Origin of the sequence: Methanoculleus chikugoensis, assembly GCF_019669965.1 — an archaeon.
GTDB lineage: Archaea > Halobacteriota > Methanomicrobia > Methanomicrobiales > Methanoculleaceae > Methanoculleus > Methanoculleus chikugoensis.
This window is the reverse complement of record NZ_AP019781.1, coordinates 348,615-363,212: the sequence shown is the minus strand read 5'-3', so window position 1 is coordinate 363,212 and position 14,598 is coordinate 348,615. Positions and strand designations below refer to the sequence as shown.

Here is a 14,598-nt window from a genome sequence, read left to right as displayed (position 1 = left end):
TGGACGCATGGGGCGCTAATAACCGTTTCCCATAGTCAACCCGGACGCAAACCCTCTTCTCCCCCCGGAGAGAGGGATACCTATGACCGGGATAACCTTCACTCCCATCGGCACCGTCCACTCCCCGTTCAGCGACCCCCGCGACATGCCGATCCAGCCCGTCGGCGCCCGGGGCGTCCGGGGGACAGTCGAACTCGACCCCGCCTATGCCACCGGCTTGAAAGACCTCACGGGGTTCTCCCGGATCATCGTTCTCTACCACTTCCACCGCTCGGAGGGCTACGCGCTCGAAGTGGTGCCGTTCCTCGATACGACACCCCACGGCGTCTTTGCGACCCGGGCGCCCCGCCGCCCCAACGCGATCGGTCTCTCGGTTCTGCGGCTGGTCGCCGTCGAGGGCGCGACGCTCCATCTCGATGACGTGGATATCCTGGACGGCACCCCGGTCCTCGACATCAAGCCCTACGTCCCGGCGTTCGACGCCTACCCCGACGAGCGGTCCGGGTGGCTGGCCTCAACCTCGGAGGACGCCCGCACCAGGCGCTCGGACGGCCGGTTCTGCTGACTTCGGGAGGAGAGCAACATTTAACAGGGGGTAATTGAGGTAAAATCATTTAACATAACTAAAAAGTAAATGAAACACCTTTAATATCGACAGACGGGTACTGTATGGTATCCATGACAAAACGAGCAATTCCACTGATCGCCATCGTTCTCTTCGCCGCCCTCCTCTGTACGGCCGGCTGCACCACCCAGCCGCTGGTCACCGGGGAGAACGCCACCCCAGCCGTAGCGGACACCTCGCTCCTCGTCTACTCCGGCGCAGGCCTCAAGAAGCCGATGAGCGAGATCGGAGAGGCATTCACCGATAAATACGGCATCGGCGTCGAGTATACCTTCGCCGGTTCGGGGACGCTCATGACCCAGATGGAACTCTCCCGGAAGGGCGACGCCTTCATCCCCGGCGGAACGCCGGACTACCGCATCGCCCGGGAGAAAGGGCTGGTCGGAGAGCCGGGGTACGTCGCCTACCACGTCCCGGTGATCGCCGTCCAGAAGGGCAATCCGCACAACATCACGTCGGTCGACGACTTTGCCCGGCCCGGGCTGAAGATCGCGCTCGGCGGCGTGAACTCGACCTCGATCGGCGGGGCCGGCGACAAACTTTTCCGGGCGCACGGTATCCGCGACGCCGTTGAAGCGAACGTCGTCCTCCGGGCGCCGACGATCAACGAAGTCGTGGTCGCGATGAACATGGGCACGGCCGATGCCGCGCTTCTCACGCTGGACCAGATCAACCCCGAGAAGATGGATGCGATCGATCTCCCACAGGAGGACAACCTCGCCCTCATCGTTCCGATAGGAGCGACCACCTTCACAACGCAGCCCGACGCCGCTCAGGCGTTCGTCGAGTTCGTCACCTCCGACGAAGGCAAGGCGATCTTTGCAAAGCACGGGTTCCCGACCTACCCCGACCCGGCGTACGCAGGGATCGAACCATGAGCGGTGCAGAGTACCCCTGCAGGGCCATCGGGATCGCCCGGACACCGTTCTCCGATCCGGCCGCCACCCCGATCCAGGCGGCCTTCTCCACCGCCCGCGGGACGGTGGAGGTCTACCCTGAGTTCCGGGACGGTCTTGCGGCCCTCGCGGAGTTCTCCCACATCATCCTCATCTATCAGTTCCACCGGGCCGCCGGCGAAGAACTCAGCGAGCGAGCGCTCATCGACGGTGCGGAGCCGCACGGCATCTTCGCCACCCGGCACTTCAACCGCCCGAACCGGCTCGGCATATCGGTCGTCAAGATCGTCGGGATCGACGGCACCACGCTCACCGTCGAGGGTGCCGATCTCCTGGACGGGACTCCGGTCCTCGACATCAAGCCCTATATCCCGGCGTTCGACTGCATCCCGGGTGCGACCTCCGGGTGGGTGACGCCTCAACACGTCGGGCGGATCAGAAATCAGAGCGCATCCATCTAGGTTGGTCGGTCGTGCCCCCGAACCAAGATGCCCTCCCCTACCCCACGCCGTTCAAGGCGCTCTTTCTCGCCGCCCTTTCCGGCCTGATCGCCTACATGGTCGTCGTCATCGTCGGCCTCGTGGCCTATCCGCCGCTCCCGGCCCTCCTCGATAGTCTCGCATCCCCCGAGATCCTCTTTGCCGTCGAACTCTCGCTCGTCACCTCCGCGATCTCCACCGCCCTCTGTGTAACCGCCGCCGTGCCGGTCGCCTACTCGCTCGCCCGGTTCTCGTTCCCCGGCAGGAGGATCGCGAACACCATCTTCAACATCCCGCTCGCCCTCCCGCCCCTCGTAGCGGGCGTGGCGCTGCTCATCTTCTACGGCCCTTCAACGTTCGGACGGATGCTCTCCGCCTGGGGGCTCGACGTCGTCTACACCCCGCTCGGCATAATCGTCGCCCAGTTCTTCGTCAACCTCCCCTACATGGTCCGGGTCACCCGGTCGGCCTTCGAGACGATCAATCCCCGCTACGAATATGTCGCCCGGACACTCGGCTGCACCGAGTGGGGTGCGTTCCGCCAGGTCACCCTGCCTCTCGCCCGAAACGGCCTTATCGCGGGCCTGGTCATCACCTGGTCGAAGTCCATCGGCGAGTTCGGCGCGGTCCTCATGCTCGCGGGGGCCACGCAGATGAAGACCGAGACCCTGCCCATCGCGCTCTTCCTGAACATGTCGACCGGGGATCTCGACCTCGCCATCGCCGCATCCGTCATCCTGATCGTCATATCGGTGGCGTCGCTCTCCGTCTTCGAACGGTACTCCGGTACCCGGGAGGTCTTCTGACATGCTCGGGATCGCCGGACTCTCCAAACGCCTCGGGGATTTCACGCTCACCGATGTGAACCTGACCGTCGCGGACGCCGAGTACTTCATCATCCTCGGCCCGACCGGCGCCGGGAAGACGATACTCCTTGAGACGATCGCGGGGATCTACGCTCCCGACGCGGGAACGATCACCCTCGACGGCCTCGATGTGACCGCCACCGACCCGAAGGACCGGGAGGTCGGCATGGTCTACCAGGACTACATGCTCTTCCCCCACCTCACGGTCGCGGAGAACATCGGGTTCGGCCTCCTGCAACGTAAGACCGAACCCGCCCGCATCCGGGAGAGCGTGCAGGAGATCGCAGGCCTCCTCGGGATCGGCCACCTTCTTGAACGCACGCCGGGGACGCTCTCCGGCGGCGAGCAGCAACGGACGGCGATCGCCCGGGCGCTCGTCCTCCGGCCCCGTGTCCTGCTCCTCGACGAACCGCTCTCGGCGCTCGACGCCGTCACACGGGACCGGCTCCGGGAGGAACTGAAAGCCGTTCACCGGGCGACCGGGACGACGGTCGTCCACATCACCCACCACTTCGAGGACGTATTCGCCCTCGCCGACCGGGTCGCAGTGATGCAGGACGGAAGGATCGTCCAGACAGGCACGCCCGACGAGATCTTCCGGAGACCCGCCACCGAGTTCGTCGCCGCCTTCACCGGCATGGAGAACGTCTACTGCGGGGTATCACGCGTCCGGAACGGGGAAGCGGCGATCGACCTCGGGGAGATCGTCGTCCGGACGGTCACCGCGATAGAAGGCGACGTCTGCGTCGGCATCCGGCCGGAGGAGGTGATCCTCTCCCGCCAACCGTTCGAGTCGAGCGCCGCGAACACTTTCCAGGGCACGGTCACGGCGATCCGGCATAACGGCGTCTTCTCGCGGGTCGTCGTGGACACAGGGCTGCCCTTCGTCGCCGTCCTGACCCCGCAGAGCGTCGCCCGCCTGGGCCTCGTCGAGGGGGAGCCGGCCTACGTCACCTTCAAGGCATCTGCGGTCCACGTCTTCAAACGGTAGCATTTATCCGGTCGCCCGGCGCAGGGGCGAACCGATGGAGACCGACGAGATCCGGGAAGAACTCATCTTTGCCGCCCAGGAAGCCGCCCTCGCCGAGCGGTTCGGGATACCTGCCGAGGCGCTCGTCCCCCTCCTCTTCTCACTGTGCTACGGGGGCGACTGGAGCTACGCCGCGGAGGGTCTCACCGCCATATCGGCCGTGAAGAAGACCACGGTCTACGATGATGAACGGCTGGTCGGCTACTCCCTCGAAGAGATCTACCTCTTCGTCGACCCGGTACTCCTGCAGCGGGAGGGAACCGTCTACCGGCTGGAGAAGTGCGGCAGCGCTCCCGCACGGCTGCTCGTAAAACGGCCCTACCGGGTACGGCTCGGCGCCAGCCGTGTCATCAGGGCGACCGTTCACCCGCTTGAGCGGACGATCCGGACTGAAGACCTCGGTGCCGTGGAGATGGCGTTTACGGGCTCCACCGCCTACGGGATCGACCACGAGATGGAGCACCTCGCCGGGCGCGAGATCCACGGGGAGGGGCTCCGGACCTTCCGGTGGGGTGGTTGACAGGCCACCCCTCGTGGCCTCGCGCTCAAAAAGACTTCCTGCCCTCTCAAACGCCGGATCTTCGTGGGGCTCGGACCTGTCCCTTACGCCTTCCGGAACAGGTTCTTCTCCGCACCGCACCGGGAGCATGCCCAGTTCTCGGGCAGATCTCCAAACTCCGTGCGGGGCTCGATGCCGTGGCCGGGCTCGCCGGCCCTGGGGTTGTAGACGTAGCCGCAGAGTCCGCACCGGTATGAATCCATCATCTCTTCACCTCACCGCCCCGACCGGCCGCAACGTCGACGGGGGCGCGGCACCATGTACCCTCGTGGGGATAAGTACTCCGGTCAGGGGATCGGGGGATAAGGTTCCCTGCCGGCAGAGCCGTCACGGACGAATCGCTCTTCGAGGCGGGAGATCCACGGAGGGGACACGGGAGTTCCGGTTCAGGCGGAAAAAGAGGGAGCAATACGACAATCGGCGCGTATCGCCGGGATAAAAGACCGGAATCCGGTCAAGAACGGCTCTCCCTTAAACCTTCTTAAACCGGCTCTTCGGCGCACCGCACCGGGGGCACTTCCAGGTCTCGGGCAGGTCTTCGAAGGCCGTGCCGGCCTTGACGCCATGGTCGAAGTCGCCGACAGCAGGACTGTAAACGTAGCCGCACAGCGTGCAGCGGTATGAATCCATTGCTTCCTCACCTCTCCGCCCACCGGCCGCGAGGGCGGCAGGACATGAGATCTCGTATACTCCTGCGTGAGGATAAGCACTCCGGTCACGAGCCCGGAAAGAGCAGCTCTTTCCCCGTGCAGCCGTCGAGAACGATCGAGCGGTCTCCCCGCTCCGAGGCGAACCGGATCAGGTAGACCGGGTAGTAGATCGTATCGAACCCCACGATCTCCGCCGTCGGCTCGAGCCCTTTGAGGATCGTCCGGAGCGACGACTCCGTGGCCCTCGCCTCGAGAGACTCCCCGCGGAGGGGCTCCATCGGGAGGTCGCCTGACCCCGGACGGAGAGCGGAGAGCGCGGGGACATCTTCCGCGAGCAGGGGGACGTAGACCGTCGTGTCGCCCACCGTCTTCATCTCCGTGACGAGTTTCGCACCGGTAAGGCTCTTTATCGCCTTCTTCACCGCAGCCGGCGGGAGATGGGTGTCGGCCTCGATCTCGGTCAGGGTCGAGCCGCCGTTCGCGAGCCCGGCAACGACCCTCACCGCGGCCTCATCGAGCCCCAGGAGCTCCGAGAACCCCGGCCGGACTTTCAGGCCGCGATCCATCTCGACGATGCAGCCGGTAAACCCGTCGATGACGAACGACGCTGTTTTCGTAGATCTCCGGAGCAACCCGCCGATGTAGCGGATATCCACCCGGTGGAGCGGCCGGTAGACCCGTTCCCCCGAGACGATCCGCTCTTCGGGTTCGAGAACAAAGAACCGGCGTTTCCGCCTGGCCTTCGCGATATCGAGCGCCTCCTCGCGGAGCAGCACCGGGATAACCGCATTCGCGGCTGCCTGCGGTGCTTCTGCCGGTTCTTCCCGGAGGAGATCTTCGGGGCCGCACGGTTCGGTGCGGGCCGGTTCCACGCGGGCGGGCTCTGCCGGTCTGGGCTCGGTCGGCCTGACCGGCCGTGCGGGCACGAGCCGGGGTGTCAGCCCCCGATGCTCGCAGAGCCGGTCGCGAAACCGCATCCTCACCTTCTCGCGGGAGAGGCCGCCCATCACGAAGAACTCCCCCGGCTCGAGTTCCGCGAGTTCCGCGACCTCTTTACGGGACGAAAAGAAGAGGCTGACCGCTTTTAAGTCGTTCTCTATCGAGAGTTTCCCGATGATCTGGTTGTTGCACTGCGAGAGGACGTTCTTCGTCACGAGCGACGGGCGCTGGGTCGCGACCAGCATCCCGAGCCCGCGTTTGCGCCCCCGGCGGGAGATCTCCTCGATCTTCTTGATGGAGTCGCCGGACTGGGGGATGAACTTATCCGCCTCCTCCACGATCAGCAGGAAGGGTTTCTTGAGCCCGCTCTCGAGATCGTAGAGGATGTCGGCGAGGAGAGCCACCTTCTCCTGCATATCGGTCTCCGAGACGTCGAAGATCACCGCCGTCCGGGAACAGATCGCGTTCTGCATCAGTTCCCGGAGGTTCGCCCGCTCGATATCCACGTCGCAATCGTCGCCGGAACCGATCCAGAGGAGGTGGAACCGGTCCCTGAGCGAGGAGTACTCCCCCTCCGTATCGATGAGACAGAACCCCACCCGCGCCTGCAGGAGCTGCTCGCAGATGACCGCGATGCTCCAGCTCTTCCCGGCACCGGACTGCGCGATGATACAGGTTCTTCCCGTGACCAGTTCCTGGGCGTCGACGGCGACGTCGCGGTCGCCGTCCTTCCCGATGACGATCTCCATCCGCTCAAGATGATCACAGGGCGGCGGGAGGTTTAACGCTTCCTTTTCATTCCAGGAAGGTTTGTTCGGAGGATTCGGCGCCTTCCGTCAGCATTTGTTCCTGCGGAGCGAGAGAACAACTCCGAAGGCCGAGAGGACCGCGAGCGCGAGGAAGATCAGGTGCAGGCTCAGCAGAAAGTCCGGGAACACCGCCGGCGTGACGATGGTCGACCCCATGACGACCGCAAAGACCACGAGAACCGCTCCCATGCTGAGCATCATGCCGAGCGACCGCATCATCGCCGTCATCGCGGAGGCACACCCATAATCCCGCTTCGTGACGGAGCCCATGATGGCGGTGGTGTTCGGGGACGAGAAGATCCCGACTCCCACCCCCAGCAGGACCAGAAGGGCGACGATCGCGGCGATCGGCATCGTCGGAGAGAGGAAGGAGAAGCCGAAGAGGGCCACGGCCGAGAGCGCCATCCCCACCGAGGCGACGAGCCCGGGCTGTATCCGGTCGGCGAGGCGGCCCGAGATCGGGGCGACGAAGACCTGGATCACCGGCTGGACCAGAAGCAGGGTGCCCGCGGCGATGGGTTCGTAGCCCCGGACGTACTGGAGGTAGAGGGAGAGGAGGAATCCGACCGCATACGTGGCGCTGTAGTTGATCAGGGCGGCCCCGTTCGAGGCGGCAAAGACCCGGTTCGACGCAAGCAGCGGGACCGGGAGGAGGGGAGAGGGGTGCCGCTGCTCCACCCGGAAGAAGGCCGCCCCGAGCAGGACGGCCGCCGCGAGGAGCGCCACGCCGGTCGGGGTGGTCACCCAGGCCAGGCCCAGGAAGAGGCAGAGGATCAGGGCGGAGGAGAGGACCATCCCGGGAATGTCGAAGTGCTCGTGCTGCTGCTCGTTCAAGAACGCCGGGAACTTGTTGGCGTAGAAGAGAGCCGGGACGGCGAGGAGCGCGGTCATGATGAAGATGCTCCGCCAGCCGAAGAACTGGGTCAGGGCACCCCCGAGGAACGGCCCGAGCGAGAGCCCGGCGTAGACGGCGGTGACGTTCAGCCCGATGGCGGTGCCGCGTTCGCCGGGCGGGTAGAGGTGGGTGATCAGGGCCACGCTGTTTGCGTAGATCATGGCGCCGCCGGCCCCCTGCAGGAAGCGGAAGACGAGGAGCAGTTCGAGCGTGGGCGTGAAGATGGTAAGAAGGGAGCCGGCGGTGTAGACGACGACCCCGAGCAGGAAGACGGTGACCCTCCCCCATGAGTCGCCGAGCCTCCCTGCCGGGAGGAGGAAGATGACCGACGCGAGGAGATAGGCACTGGCGACCCAGGCGAGCATGGCGGCGTCGGCGGAGAACTCAGCCCCGATAGCCGGCAGGGCGAGGTTGATCGCGGAACCCGTGAACGGGTTGAGGAACGTGACGACGGTGATGAGGATCAGGATAAACCTTCGCGAATATGGTTTCTCCTCGTCCTGCTTCACTTCCATCCCCCACACCCCTGCCGGGAGCGTATAGATAGGCATTGACACTTCGCGCAAATAAAGACCGGCTATCGTTCGTTTCGGAGCCGTGCAGTACCTTATGGGTTTCTGCCCCCAGTATCCTCGTGAAGGTGCCCGCCCCACCCCCGGAGACCCGGCAGGATCTCCACGACTTCTCGATCCGGCCCGTCCTGCTCTCCGGCACGGTGAGGCTCCGGGAGGGACTCGGGGAGAACGGGCGGATGAAGAGGATGACCATGCGGCCTACAAGCGTGGAGATAGAGGAGAAACCCTGATGAGAAGAGCCGGGGAGGCTGCCCTCCCCGGTGTTTGTTCCGCGTTACCGCCTTACCGCCGGATCGCCCCGGCGATGGCGCCGCCGATCAGGGAGAGAAGACCCTGGTAGACGAACGCCATCACGATGATGACGAGCGACGTTCCGAGGCCCGCGATGAACCCGAACGCCCCGAGGAGAACCGTGCCGCCGATGAGAAGCAGCGCCGCGATGACGATGGCGCCGAGGATGCCGGCAAGCAGCCCGGCCTTTGCACCGTTTCCTATTCCGCCCCGGACCATCCAGCCTGCGACGAACCCGCCGATCAACGGTCCGATGACCGGCAGCAGGAAGCCGAGAACAAGTCCCACGAGCCACCCGACGATGACGCCGGTCCAGAAGTTATCCGCCATATTCTTCCATCACCGCCGGGGATTCGGAGACGTGGTATATAAGCGTTGGGGCAGGTGACCGGTCACGGGCGGATCCGGGTTCCCGCCCGCCCGGAAAGCGCCCGGAAGGCACCCTCCAGCGACGCGATGGTCGCCCGCTTCCCGCCGGCCTCGAGGAACCCGAGAGCCGCCTCGATCTTCGGCCCCATCGTCCCGGGCGGGAACTGCCCCGCCGCGAGGTGACGTTGCGCTTCGCGAACCGTCATCTCCCCGATCTCCTGCTGGTCCGGCCGCCCGTAGTTCAGGGCGACGCGCTCGACATCGGTCAGGATCAGGAGGTCTTCGGCGCCGACGAGCCGGGCAAGGAGGGCCGCGGTGAGGTCCTTGTCCACGACCGCCTCGACGCCCCGGAGGGTGCCTCCACCGTCCGCAACCACCGGAACGCCTCCGCCGCCCGCGGCGATCACGATCGTCCCGGCGGAGAAGAGGCAGACGATAGCCCGCTCCTCCACGAGGGCGACCGGACGCGGGGAGGGGACGACCCGCCGGGAACCCTGCCCGGGGATCCGGACCATCCGCCAGCCCTTCTCGCTTTCGAGCCTCCTCGCCTGCATCGCGGTGTAGAACGGGCCGATGGGTTTCTCGGGGTTCGTAAATGCCGGATCGTCGCCGTCGACCAGGGTCTGCGTGAGCACCGTCGCGACCGGGCGGTCGAGCCCGGCCTCCCGGAGCGCCTCCTGCATCGACTGCTGGAGCATGTAGCCGATCATCCCCTGGCTCTCCGCCCCGCAGACGTCGAGCGGCATCGGCGGGAGGGTCTCCTTCGCGAGCTCGTTTTTGAGGAGGATGTCCCCCACCTGCGGCCCGTTTCCGTGGGTGACGGCAACCGCATAGCCTTCGCCTGCGATCGCTGCGATCTGCCGCGACGCCTTTTGCACGTTCGCGAACTGCTCCTCGGCCGTCCCCGTCTCCCGGTGCTGCAGGATGGCGTTGCCGCCGAGCGCGATCACCACGGCTCTCCCCGGCATCCCATCACCCCCGCTCCAGCGTGCAGGTCATGCAGTGGGGGCCGCCGTAGCCCCCCGTCAGGTTCTCAAGGTGCAGCGGGAAAACCTCGATGCCGTGCCGGGCGAACTCCGGCTTGTGCGGGAAGATGCGCCCTTCGTTCATTATCCGGCGGCAGTCCTCCTCCGCGTGGCGTAAAAGCCGCCCGTAGCGCTCCGGGTCGCGGGCGGCCTTCCGCTCCAGGTTAAGGAGCACCGTCTGCATCACCCGTTCCCCCTCCACCGCAAGGATGCTCCCGTCCCGGACGCAGAGGACGTTTGCGGCGTAGGAGAGCTGTTCCAGGATCGAGAGATCGATCACGGAGAACCCCTTCGACTGGATGTAGTCGTAGAGGGTCGTCGTCTCGCCGGACGGCTCGTAGCCCTCGCCCGACCGATAACAGACCTCGAGGCGCGCCCTCCGGAGGAGGAACTCCGAGCCGAGCACCACACCGCTTCCCGCGACGTTGAAGTAGGTGTCGAGGTGCATGTCGACCATCGGGTCGGGCCGGTCGCCCGGGATGAGCGGGTGGCCCGGCTGGTGGACGATGCCGATCTCGTCGAACCCCGGGGCGAGATCGAGGAACCGGGATACTCCCTCGCGGTTCGTCCTATCCCCGGTGCCGACGAGGGCGAACTCCCCCATCGGCATGAAGTCGCCGCCCTCGAACGTTCCCGGCTCCTCGACCGTCCCGGCGATCGGGATGCCGAGGATATCCCAGAGGAACCGGGTGATCTCGGGCTCCCTTGCCCGCTGCCGTTTTGCCGGCCGGCCGACGACGAGACCGCGGGCGGTCGCCGCCTGCTGGTCGCGCATGAAGTAGAGGTTTGCAAGCGGGCTCTGCCCGAGGATACGGACATCCACCCCGCCGCCGGCACCCCTCCCGCCCACGTCGATGATCGGATTCAGGAGCAGGAGGGTGAAGAAGTGCAGCGAGTCCAGGGCATCGGCGTTCTGCTCCATGCTTCGCCGGGCTTCCGCCACCTCCCTCCTGCCGCCCCGGACGGCGACGGTCTCGTGCGCCCAATCAACGAGCCGCCGCCGCACCGCCGGATCGCGGTCGGCGGCATCGAGAATCGTCTCCTTGAGCCGCAGCACCCGAACCCCGAACTCCTCCCCGAGCGTACGCTGGAGGGAGTCATGCTCGCGCCGCGCCTCGTAGCGGCTGAACGCCCGTTCATAGAGCGCCGCATACGGCTCAAGCAGCCCGAAGAACATTTCGATCCCCGGGCGGTGGACGGCCACCGTCCGGAGCCGCTCCCACTCCGCACGCACCCCCGCCGCCATCCGGCTCACCTCTCCCTCCGGGGAGCGGCGAAGAAGTACGCGATCATCACCCCGACCGCCGTCGCCGCCGCGAGCACCCAGTTCACCCGGCCGCCGAGGGTGAAACTGATGCCCGCAAAGACGATGAACGCAAGCATACCGTAGAGGAGGAGTTTTACGTATCGCTGCATCGGAAGAGTTTCCTCTCCCGGAGGACGGATAAACCTGTCGTAGGCCGGGGCCGGACTACGGGATCCGGGAAACGGTGCAGGAAAACCGGTGCCGGGGCTTCAGGTGCGCCCGTACCCGGCCGGGAAATAAAACCACAAAAAATATCACCCGGAGAAACAACCCACACTCAAACCAGTGTTCTATCCGGCACACGGAGGTGTCCACATGAGGATCAGACCGTATAAACCCCCCATCTCGACGACCGCAAAGCCGTTTCGGGTAGTGCGGAGACTGCAGCGCAACCCGACCTACACCCCGCTCAGGATCGGGCCGATGATGAACGCCGCCATCCTCGCGGCCCTCTCGGCGACATCCTCCATGTCGGGGCTGACCATCGGGGTCTGTATGCGTCTCGTGGGGCTGTGATACGCTCCGGACGCGGAACCGGATCTGTTTCCCTTCTTCCCACCGGAGATCGCACTGTTAGCCTGTGCCGTCCAGAAACGGCGTCCTGACGGAACAGAGTTCGAGAAGGCGCAAAGGGGAAGACAGTTACAAGCCGATAAGATCCATCGCCCAGAGCCCGAACCGGACCATCCCCGTCCGCAACGTGCCGAGGAGGTTGTTCCCCTCGACCGTGGCCGTGCCGTTTTGCATCGCCGCCCGGAAGGTGTCGAACGGCCGGTCGGAGACCATGACCTCCTCCACCGTCGCGGCGTCGGTGGTCACCGTGGCGATCGGATCCGGGCAGCCTTTCGCGTCGAACTGGACGATCTTTTTGTCGTGAAACGTGATCCCGATGACCAGCACGCCGTCGGGAGACACGACGTAAAGGTTGACCTTCTCATCCGCAAACGGTCCGGTCACCCATCCCGGCAGCCGGCCGGCGTACTCATTGTAGGTCAGGGTATACTCCCGCATCGCGAAGAGGAGTTTCACCTCCGCCGGGGTCAGGTCGGCGTTCTCGACCACGAGCGCACTCGCCGGCACGGTGAGCGCCAGCGCCGCGAGGAGAAGGACGAGGACCATCCGGGCACCCGGGGTCATCGAACACCCCCCGCCCGCGCTCCGCGCTCCGGTGCGCCGGCCCGGGGAGCGATGCTCTGCGCGGAGCGAGCCCGCTCATCCCCTCCCCGGGTCGGCAAACTGCTGCCGTACATGCCGTCTCCGAGAATGGATGGCCGATTCTGGTATTTCAGGATATCTATCCGGCCCGGCTGCCGAAGGGACGCCGCGACGTATTTGCCGCTCCGACCGATACCCCGAAGATACGGGGGGACTGCACGGGTTCACGCACAGGCCGCCGCATTCCGGGAGGAAAAAGGAGATATGACAGCACCGTACATGAGGTTTAGAAGTGCGGAAACGGACGACAACCGATGGGAGGGGACAATATCATCGAGGTGCGAGACCTCGAACATGCGTTTGGCGACTTCGCGGCGGTTCGCGGCATCAGTTTCACCGTCAGAAGAGGCGAGATCTTCTCTTTTCTCGGCCCCAACGGCGCGGGGAAGAGCACCACCATCAACATCCTGACGACCCTCCTCCCTCTCCAGAAGGGTACGGTGCGGGTGGCCGGGTACGACGTCGCACGGGAGTCCGGGGAGGTCAGGAAGGCGATCGGCATCGTCTTCCAGGACGACGTGCTCGACCGGGATCTCACTGTTCAGGAGACGATGGAGTTCCACGGCCGGCTCTACAGCATCCCCCGGGAAGAACGGCGGCGGCAGATCGGCGACCTGCTCCGGGTCGTCGAACTTGAGTTCAAACGGGACGAGCGGACAAAGAACCTCTCCGGCGGCATGAAACGGCGGCTCCAGATCGCTCGCGGCCTGATGACCCGGCCCGAGGTGCTCTTCCTGGACGAGCCGACGCAGGGGCTCGATCCCCAGACGCGGATGCGGATCTGGGACTATATCCGGCAGGTGAACGGGGCCGGGACGACGATATTCTTAACGACGCACTACATGGAGGAGGCCGACATGCTCTCCGACCGGATCAGCATCATCGACCACGGCAGGATCGTCGTCACCGGAACCCCGGCCGAACTGAAGAACGCCCTCGGCGAGGATGTCGTCTACCTGGAGACCGACGACGACAGAAGGGCCAGGGATGCCCTCGAGGGGATCGAAGAGATCCGGTCGGTCACGGATTCGACCCGCGGCCTCTCGATCACGATATCGGCCGACGGGAGTCACTGCCTTCCGATAATCGTCGATGCGGTGCGCGGTGCCGGGATTGGGATCTCAAGCGTGAACCTGAAGAAACCGACGATGGACGACGTCTTCGTCCACTATACCGGAAGAGAACTGCGCGACACGGGGGCATGAACGGATGGCATGGGAGTTCCTTACCGTCTACTGGCGGGAGATGATCCGGTTCGTCAGGTTCAGGACGCAGCTCCTCTCGTCGCTCCTGCAGCCGGCGCTCTGGATGGCGTTCTTCGGCGTCGCGATGTCCTCGAACTTCAGCCGGTTCACCTCGACCGTCCCGGTCCCGGCGGGTGCCGTCCCGGTCGACTACCTCACCTTCATGGCCGCCGGGGTGATCGCGATGACGACCCTCTTCACGAGCCTCTTCGGCGGGATCAGCCTCCTCTTCGATAAGAACTGGGGGCTGATGCGGGAGATGCTTGCAAGCCCCATGCCCCGGACGCATATCATGCTCGGGGTCAGCCTCTCGGGGATGACGAAGTCGTTCATCCAGGTCGCCATCATCATGGTCTTCGGGTTCCTCCTCGGGGTCGAGTTCTTCCCGGGGTATTCGGCTGCCCGGATCGTCCTCTCGATCCTCGGCATATTCGCGTTCGTCGCTGCCTTCTCGCTCGGGTTCCTGCTCTTCTCCTCCGCCATCTCGATGCGCCTCGAAAGCCCGGAAGGGCTGCAGGGGATCATCACCCTTCTCACCCTGCCGCTCTTCTTCGTCTCGAACGCCCTCTACCCGGTCCAGGCGTTCCCACCGCTTTTGCAGGCGCTCTCGATCTACAACCCCCTGACCCACCTGGTCAACGGGATCCGTTACTTCGCCCTCGGAAACGATTTCTTCGCCGTCGGCGCCCGCTACACCTCCAGCACGGTCGACGTCCTCGGGTCGTTCGCGTACCTGGCAATCTTTGCGGCGGTGATGTACCTCCTTGCCCGGCGGACGTTTGAGAAGGCCGTCGTGACGTAAGGGTAATCTCCTATGAAGCAGAG

19 protein-coding genes are annotated in these 14,598 nt (G+C 65.2%); 10 read left to right on the top strand and 9 right to left on the bottom strand.

The genetic code is table 11. The features are described 5' to 3' along the window. Positions 1–82: 82 nt before the first annotated feature. From tsaA (MchiMG62_RS01945) to MchiMG62_RS01920, 6 genes are all read left to right on the top strand, one after another. Positions 83–565, top strand: a complete 483-nt coding sequence (gene tsaA, locus MchiMG62_RS01945) for a tRNA (N6-threonylcarbamoyladenosine(37)-N6)-methyltransferase TrmO (RefSeq protein WP_221057657.1) — start codon at positions 83–85, stop codon at positions 563–565. Between the two features lie 113 nt (positions 566–678). After that, the gene (locus MchiMG62_RS01940; RefSeq protein ID WP_221057656.1) at positions 679–1,503 is read left to right on the top strand and encodes an extracellular solute-binding protein; all 825 of its coding nucleotides are present in this window, start codon (positions 679–681) and stop codon (positions 1,501–1,503) included. Then, the gene (gene tsaA / locus MchiMG62_RS01935; protein WP_221057655.1) at positions 1,500–1,982 is read left to right on the top strand and encodes a tRNA (N6-threonylcarbamoyladenosine(37)-N6)-methyltransferase TrmO; all 483 of its coding nucleotides are present in this window, start codon (positions 1,500–1,502) and stop codon (positions 1,980–1,982) included. The genes MchiMG62_RS01940 and tsaA (MchiMG62_RS01935) overlap by 4 nt, the downstream gene beginning before the upstream one ends. A gap of 11 nt (positions 1,983–1,993) precedes the next feature. Then, entirely contained in the window at positions 1,994–2,806 is an 813-nt protein-coding gene (locus MchiMG62_RS01930) for an ABC transporter permease (protein WP_221057654.1), read from the top strand. Between the two features lies 1 nt (position 2,807). Further along, entirely contained in the window at positions 2,808–3,857 is a 1,050-nt protein-coding gene (locus MchiMG62_RS01925; protein ID WP_221057653.1) for an ABC transporter ATP-binding protein, read from the top strand. 34 nt (positions 3,858–3,891) lie between these two features. After that, complete coding sequence (locus tag MchiMG62_RS01920) at positions 3,892–4,416, top strand: hypothetical protein (RefSeq protein ID WP_221057652.1); 525 nt, start codon at positions 3,892–3,894, stop codon at positions 4,414–4,416. A gap of 83 nt (positions 4,417–4,499) precedes the next feature. Here the strand turns inward: MchiMG62_RS01920 and MchiMG62_RS01915 are convergent, their stop codons facing one another. The 4 genes from MchiMG62_RS01915 to MchiMG62_RS01900 all read right to left on the bottom strand — a co-directional run bounded on the left by MchiMG62_RS01915 (position 4,500) and on the right by MchiMG62_RS01900 (position 8,263). Next, positions 4,500–4,661 carry a rubredoxin gene (locus MchiMG62_RS01915; RefSeq protein ID WP_425331896.1) on the bottom strand — a complete coding sequence of 54 codons (162 nt, stop codon included), beginning with the start codon at positions 4,659–4,661 and terminating at the stop codon, positions 4,500–4,502. Between the two features lie 265 nt (positions 4,662–4,926). Then, entirely contained in the window at positions 4,927–5,085 is a 159-nt protein-coding gene (locus MchiMG62_RS01910; RefSeq protein ID WP_221057651.1) for a rubredoxin, read from the bottom strand. 85 nt (positions 5,086–5,170) lie between these two features. Next, the gene (locus MchiMG62_RS01905) at positions 5,171–6,793 is read right to left on the bottom strand and encodes an ATP-binding protein (RefSeq protein ID WP_221057650.1); all 1,623 of its coding nucleotides are present in this window, start codon (positions 6,791–6,793) and stop codon (positions 5,171–5,173) included. An 87-nt stretch (positions 6,794–6,880) separates the two neighbouring features. Further along, positions 6,881–8,263, bottom strand: a complete 1,383-nt coding sequence (locus MchiMG62_RS01900; protein WP_244987759.1) for an MFS transporter — start codon at positions 8,261–8,263, stop codon at positions 6,881–6,883. A 119-nt stretch (positions 8,264–8,382) separates the two neighbouring features. Between MchiMG62_RS01900 and MchiMG62_RS01895 the strand changes: the two genes are divergently transcribed. After that, positions 8,383–8,553, top strand: a complete 171-nt coding sequence (locus MchiMG62_RS01895; protein ID WP_221057649.1) for a hypothetical protein — start codon at positions 8,383–8,385, stop codon at positions 8,551–8,553. A gap of 52 nt (positions 8,554–8,605) precedes the next feature. Here MchiMG62_RS01895 and MchiMG62_RS01890 read toward each other — a convergent pair whose 3' ends face one another. The 4 genes from MchiMG62_RS01890 to MchiMG62_RS01875 form a co-directional block, all read right to left on the bottom strand. Then, complete coding sequence (locus MchiMG62_RS01890) at positions 8,606–8,944, bottom strand: DUF5518 domain-containing protein (RefSeq protein ID WP_221057648.1); 339 nt, start codon at positions 8,942–8,944, stop codon at positions 8,606–8,608. Between the two features lie 62 nt (positions 8,945–9,006). Next, positions 9,007–9,951: a carbamate kinase gene (gene arcC / locus MchiMG62_RS01885; protein WP_221057647.1), complete on the bottom strand. Its 945-nt coding sequence runs from the start codon at positions 9,949–9,951 to the stop codon at positions 9,007–9,009. Between the two features lie 4 nt (positions 9,952–9,955). Further along, the gene (locus MchiMG62_RS01880) at positions 9,956–11,254 is read right to left on the bottom strand and encodes an arginine deiminase family protein (RefSeq protein WP_221057646.1); all 1,299 of its coding nucleotides are present in this window, start codon (positions 11,252–11,254) and stop codon (positions 9,956–9,958) included. Between the two features lie 5 nt (positions 11,255–11,259). Further along, positions 11,260–11,424: a hypothetical protein gene (locus MchiMG62_RS01875; RefSeq protein ID WP_221057645.1), complete on the bottom strand. Its 165-nt coding sequence runs from the start codon at positions 11,422–11,424 to the stop codon at positions 11,260–11,262. A 205-nt stretch (positions 11,425–11,629) separates the two neighbouring features. Here MchiMG62_RS01875 and MchiMG62_RS01870 point away from each other — a divergent pair, with 205 nt between their 5' ends. Beyond that, complete coding sequence (locus tag MchiMG62_RS01870) at positions 11,630–11,830, top strand: hypothetical protein (protein WP_221057644.1); 201 nt, start codon at positions 11,630–11,632, stop codon at positions 11,828–11,830. Positions 11,831–11,956: 126 nt separating this feature from the next. Here the strand turns inward: MchiMG62_RS01870 and MchiMG62_RS01865 are convergent, their stop codons facing one another. Next, positions 11,957–12,451 carry a hypothetical protein gene (locus MchiMG62_RS01865; RefSeq protein WP_221057643.1) on the bottom strand — a complete coding sequence of 165 codons (495 nt, stop codon included), beginning with the start codon at positions 12,449–12,451 and terminating at the stop codon, positions 11,957–11,959. A 332-nt stretch (positions 12,452–12,783) separates the two neighbouring features. Here MchiMG62_RS01865 and MchiMG62_RS01860 point away from each other — a divergent pair, with 332 nt between their 5' ends. Both MchiMG62_RS01860 and MchiMG62_RS01855 read left to right on the top strand, forming a co-directional pair. Then, positions 12,784–13,734, top strand: a complete 951-nt coding sequence (locus MchiMG62_RS01860; RefSeq protein WP_221057642.1) for an efflux ABC transporter ATPase subunit, DrrA-related — start codon at positions 12,784–12,786, stop codon at positions 13,732–13,734. 4 nt (positions 13,735–13,738) lie between these two features. Further along, positions 13,739–14,575: an ABC transporter permease gene (locus MchiMG62_RS01855; RefSeq protein WP_221057641.1), complete on the top strand. Its 837-nt coding sequence runs from the start codon at positions 13,739–13,741 to the stop codon at positions 14,573–14,575. The last annotated feature ends 23 nt before the right edge of the window (positions 14,576–14,598 follow it).

Bases quoted from the DNA above. Each gene is read 5' to 3' on its own strand.
- tsaA (WP_221057657.1), top strand. From the start codon at position 83: ATGACCGGGATAACCTTCACTCCCATCGGCACCGTCCACTCCCCGTTC.
- MchiMG62_RS01940 (WP_221057656.1), top strand. From the start codon at position 679: ATGACAAAACGAGCAATTCCACTGATCGCCATCGTTCTCTTCGCCGCC.
- tsaA (WP_221057655.1), top strand. From the start codon at position 1,500: ATGAGCGGTGCAGAGTACCCCTGCAGGGCCATCGGGATCGCCCGGACA.
- MchiMG62_RS01925 (WP_221057653.1), top strand. From the start codon at position 2,808: ATGCTCGGGATCGCCGGACTCTCCAAACGCCTCGGGGATTTCACGCTC.
- MchiMG62_RS01920 (WP_221057652.1), top strand. From the start codon at position 3,892: ATGGAGACCGACGAGATCCGGGAAGAACTCATCTTTGCCGCCCAGGAA.
- MchiMG62_RS01915 (WP_425331896.1), bottom strand. From the start codon at position 4,661: ATGATGGATTCATACCGGTGCGGACTCTGCGGCTACGTCTACAACCCC.
- MchiMG62_RS01910 (WP_221057651.1), bottom strand. From the start codon at position 5,085: ATGGATTCATACCGCTGCACGCTGTGCGGCTACGTTTACAGTCCTGCT.
- MchiMG62_RS01905 (WP_221057650.1), bottom strand. From the start codon at position 6,793: ATGGAGATCGTCATCGGGAAGGACGGCGACCGCGACGTCGCCGTCGAC.
- MchiMG62_RS01900 (WP_244987759.1), bottom strand. From the start codon at position 8,263: ATGGAAGTGAAGCAGGACGAGGAGAAACCATATTCGCGAAGGTTTATC.
- MchiMG62_RS01890 (WP_221057648.1), bottom strand. From the start codon at position 8,944: ATGGCGGATAACTTCTGGACCGGCGTCATCGTCGGGTGGCTCGTGGGA.
- arcC (WP_221057647.1), bottom strand. From the start codon at position 9,951: ATGCCGGGGAGAGCCGTGGTGATCGCGCTCGGCGGCAACGCCATCCTG.
- MchiMG62_RS01880 (WP_221057646.1), bottom strand. From the start codon at position 11,254: ATGGCGGCGGGGGTGCGTGCGGAGTGGGAGCGGCTCCGGACGGTGGCC.
- MchiMG62_RS01875 (WP_221057645.1), bottom strand. From the start codon at position 11,424: ATGCAGCGATACGTAAAACTCCTCCTCTACGGTATGCTTGCGTTCATC.
- MchiMG62_RS01870 (WP_221057644.1), top strand. From the start codon at position 11,630: ATGAGGATCAGACCGTATAAACCCCCCATCTCGACGACCGCAAAGCCG.
- MchiMG62_RS01865 (WP_221057643.1), bottom strand. From the start codon at position 12,451: ATGACCCCGGGTGCCCGGATGGTCCTCGTCCTTCTCCTCGCGGCGCTG.
- MchiMG62_RS01860 (WP_221057642.1), top strand. From the start codon at position 12,784: ATGGGAGGGGACAATATCATCGAGGTGCGAGACCTCGAACATGCGTTT.
- MchiMG62_RS01855 (WP_221057641.1), top strand. From the start codon at position 13,739: ATGGCATGGGAGTTCCTTACCGTCTACTGGCGGGAGATGATCCGGTTC.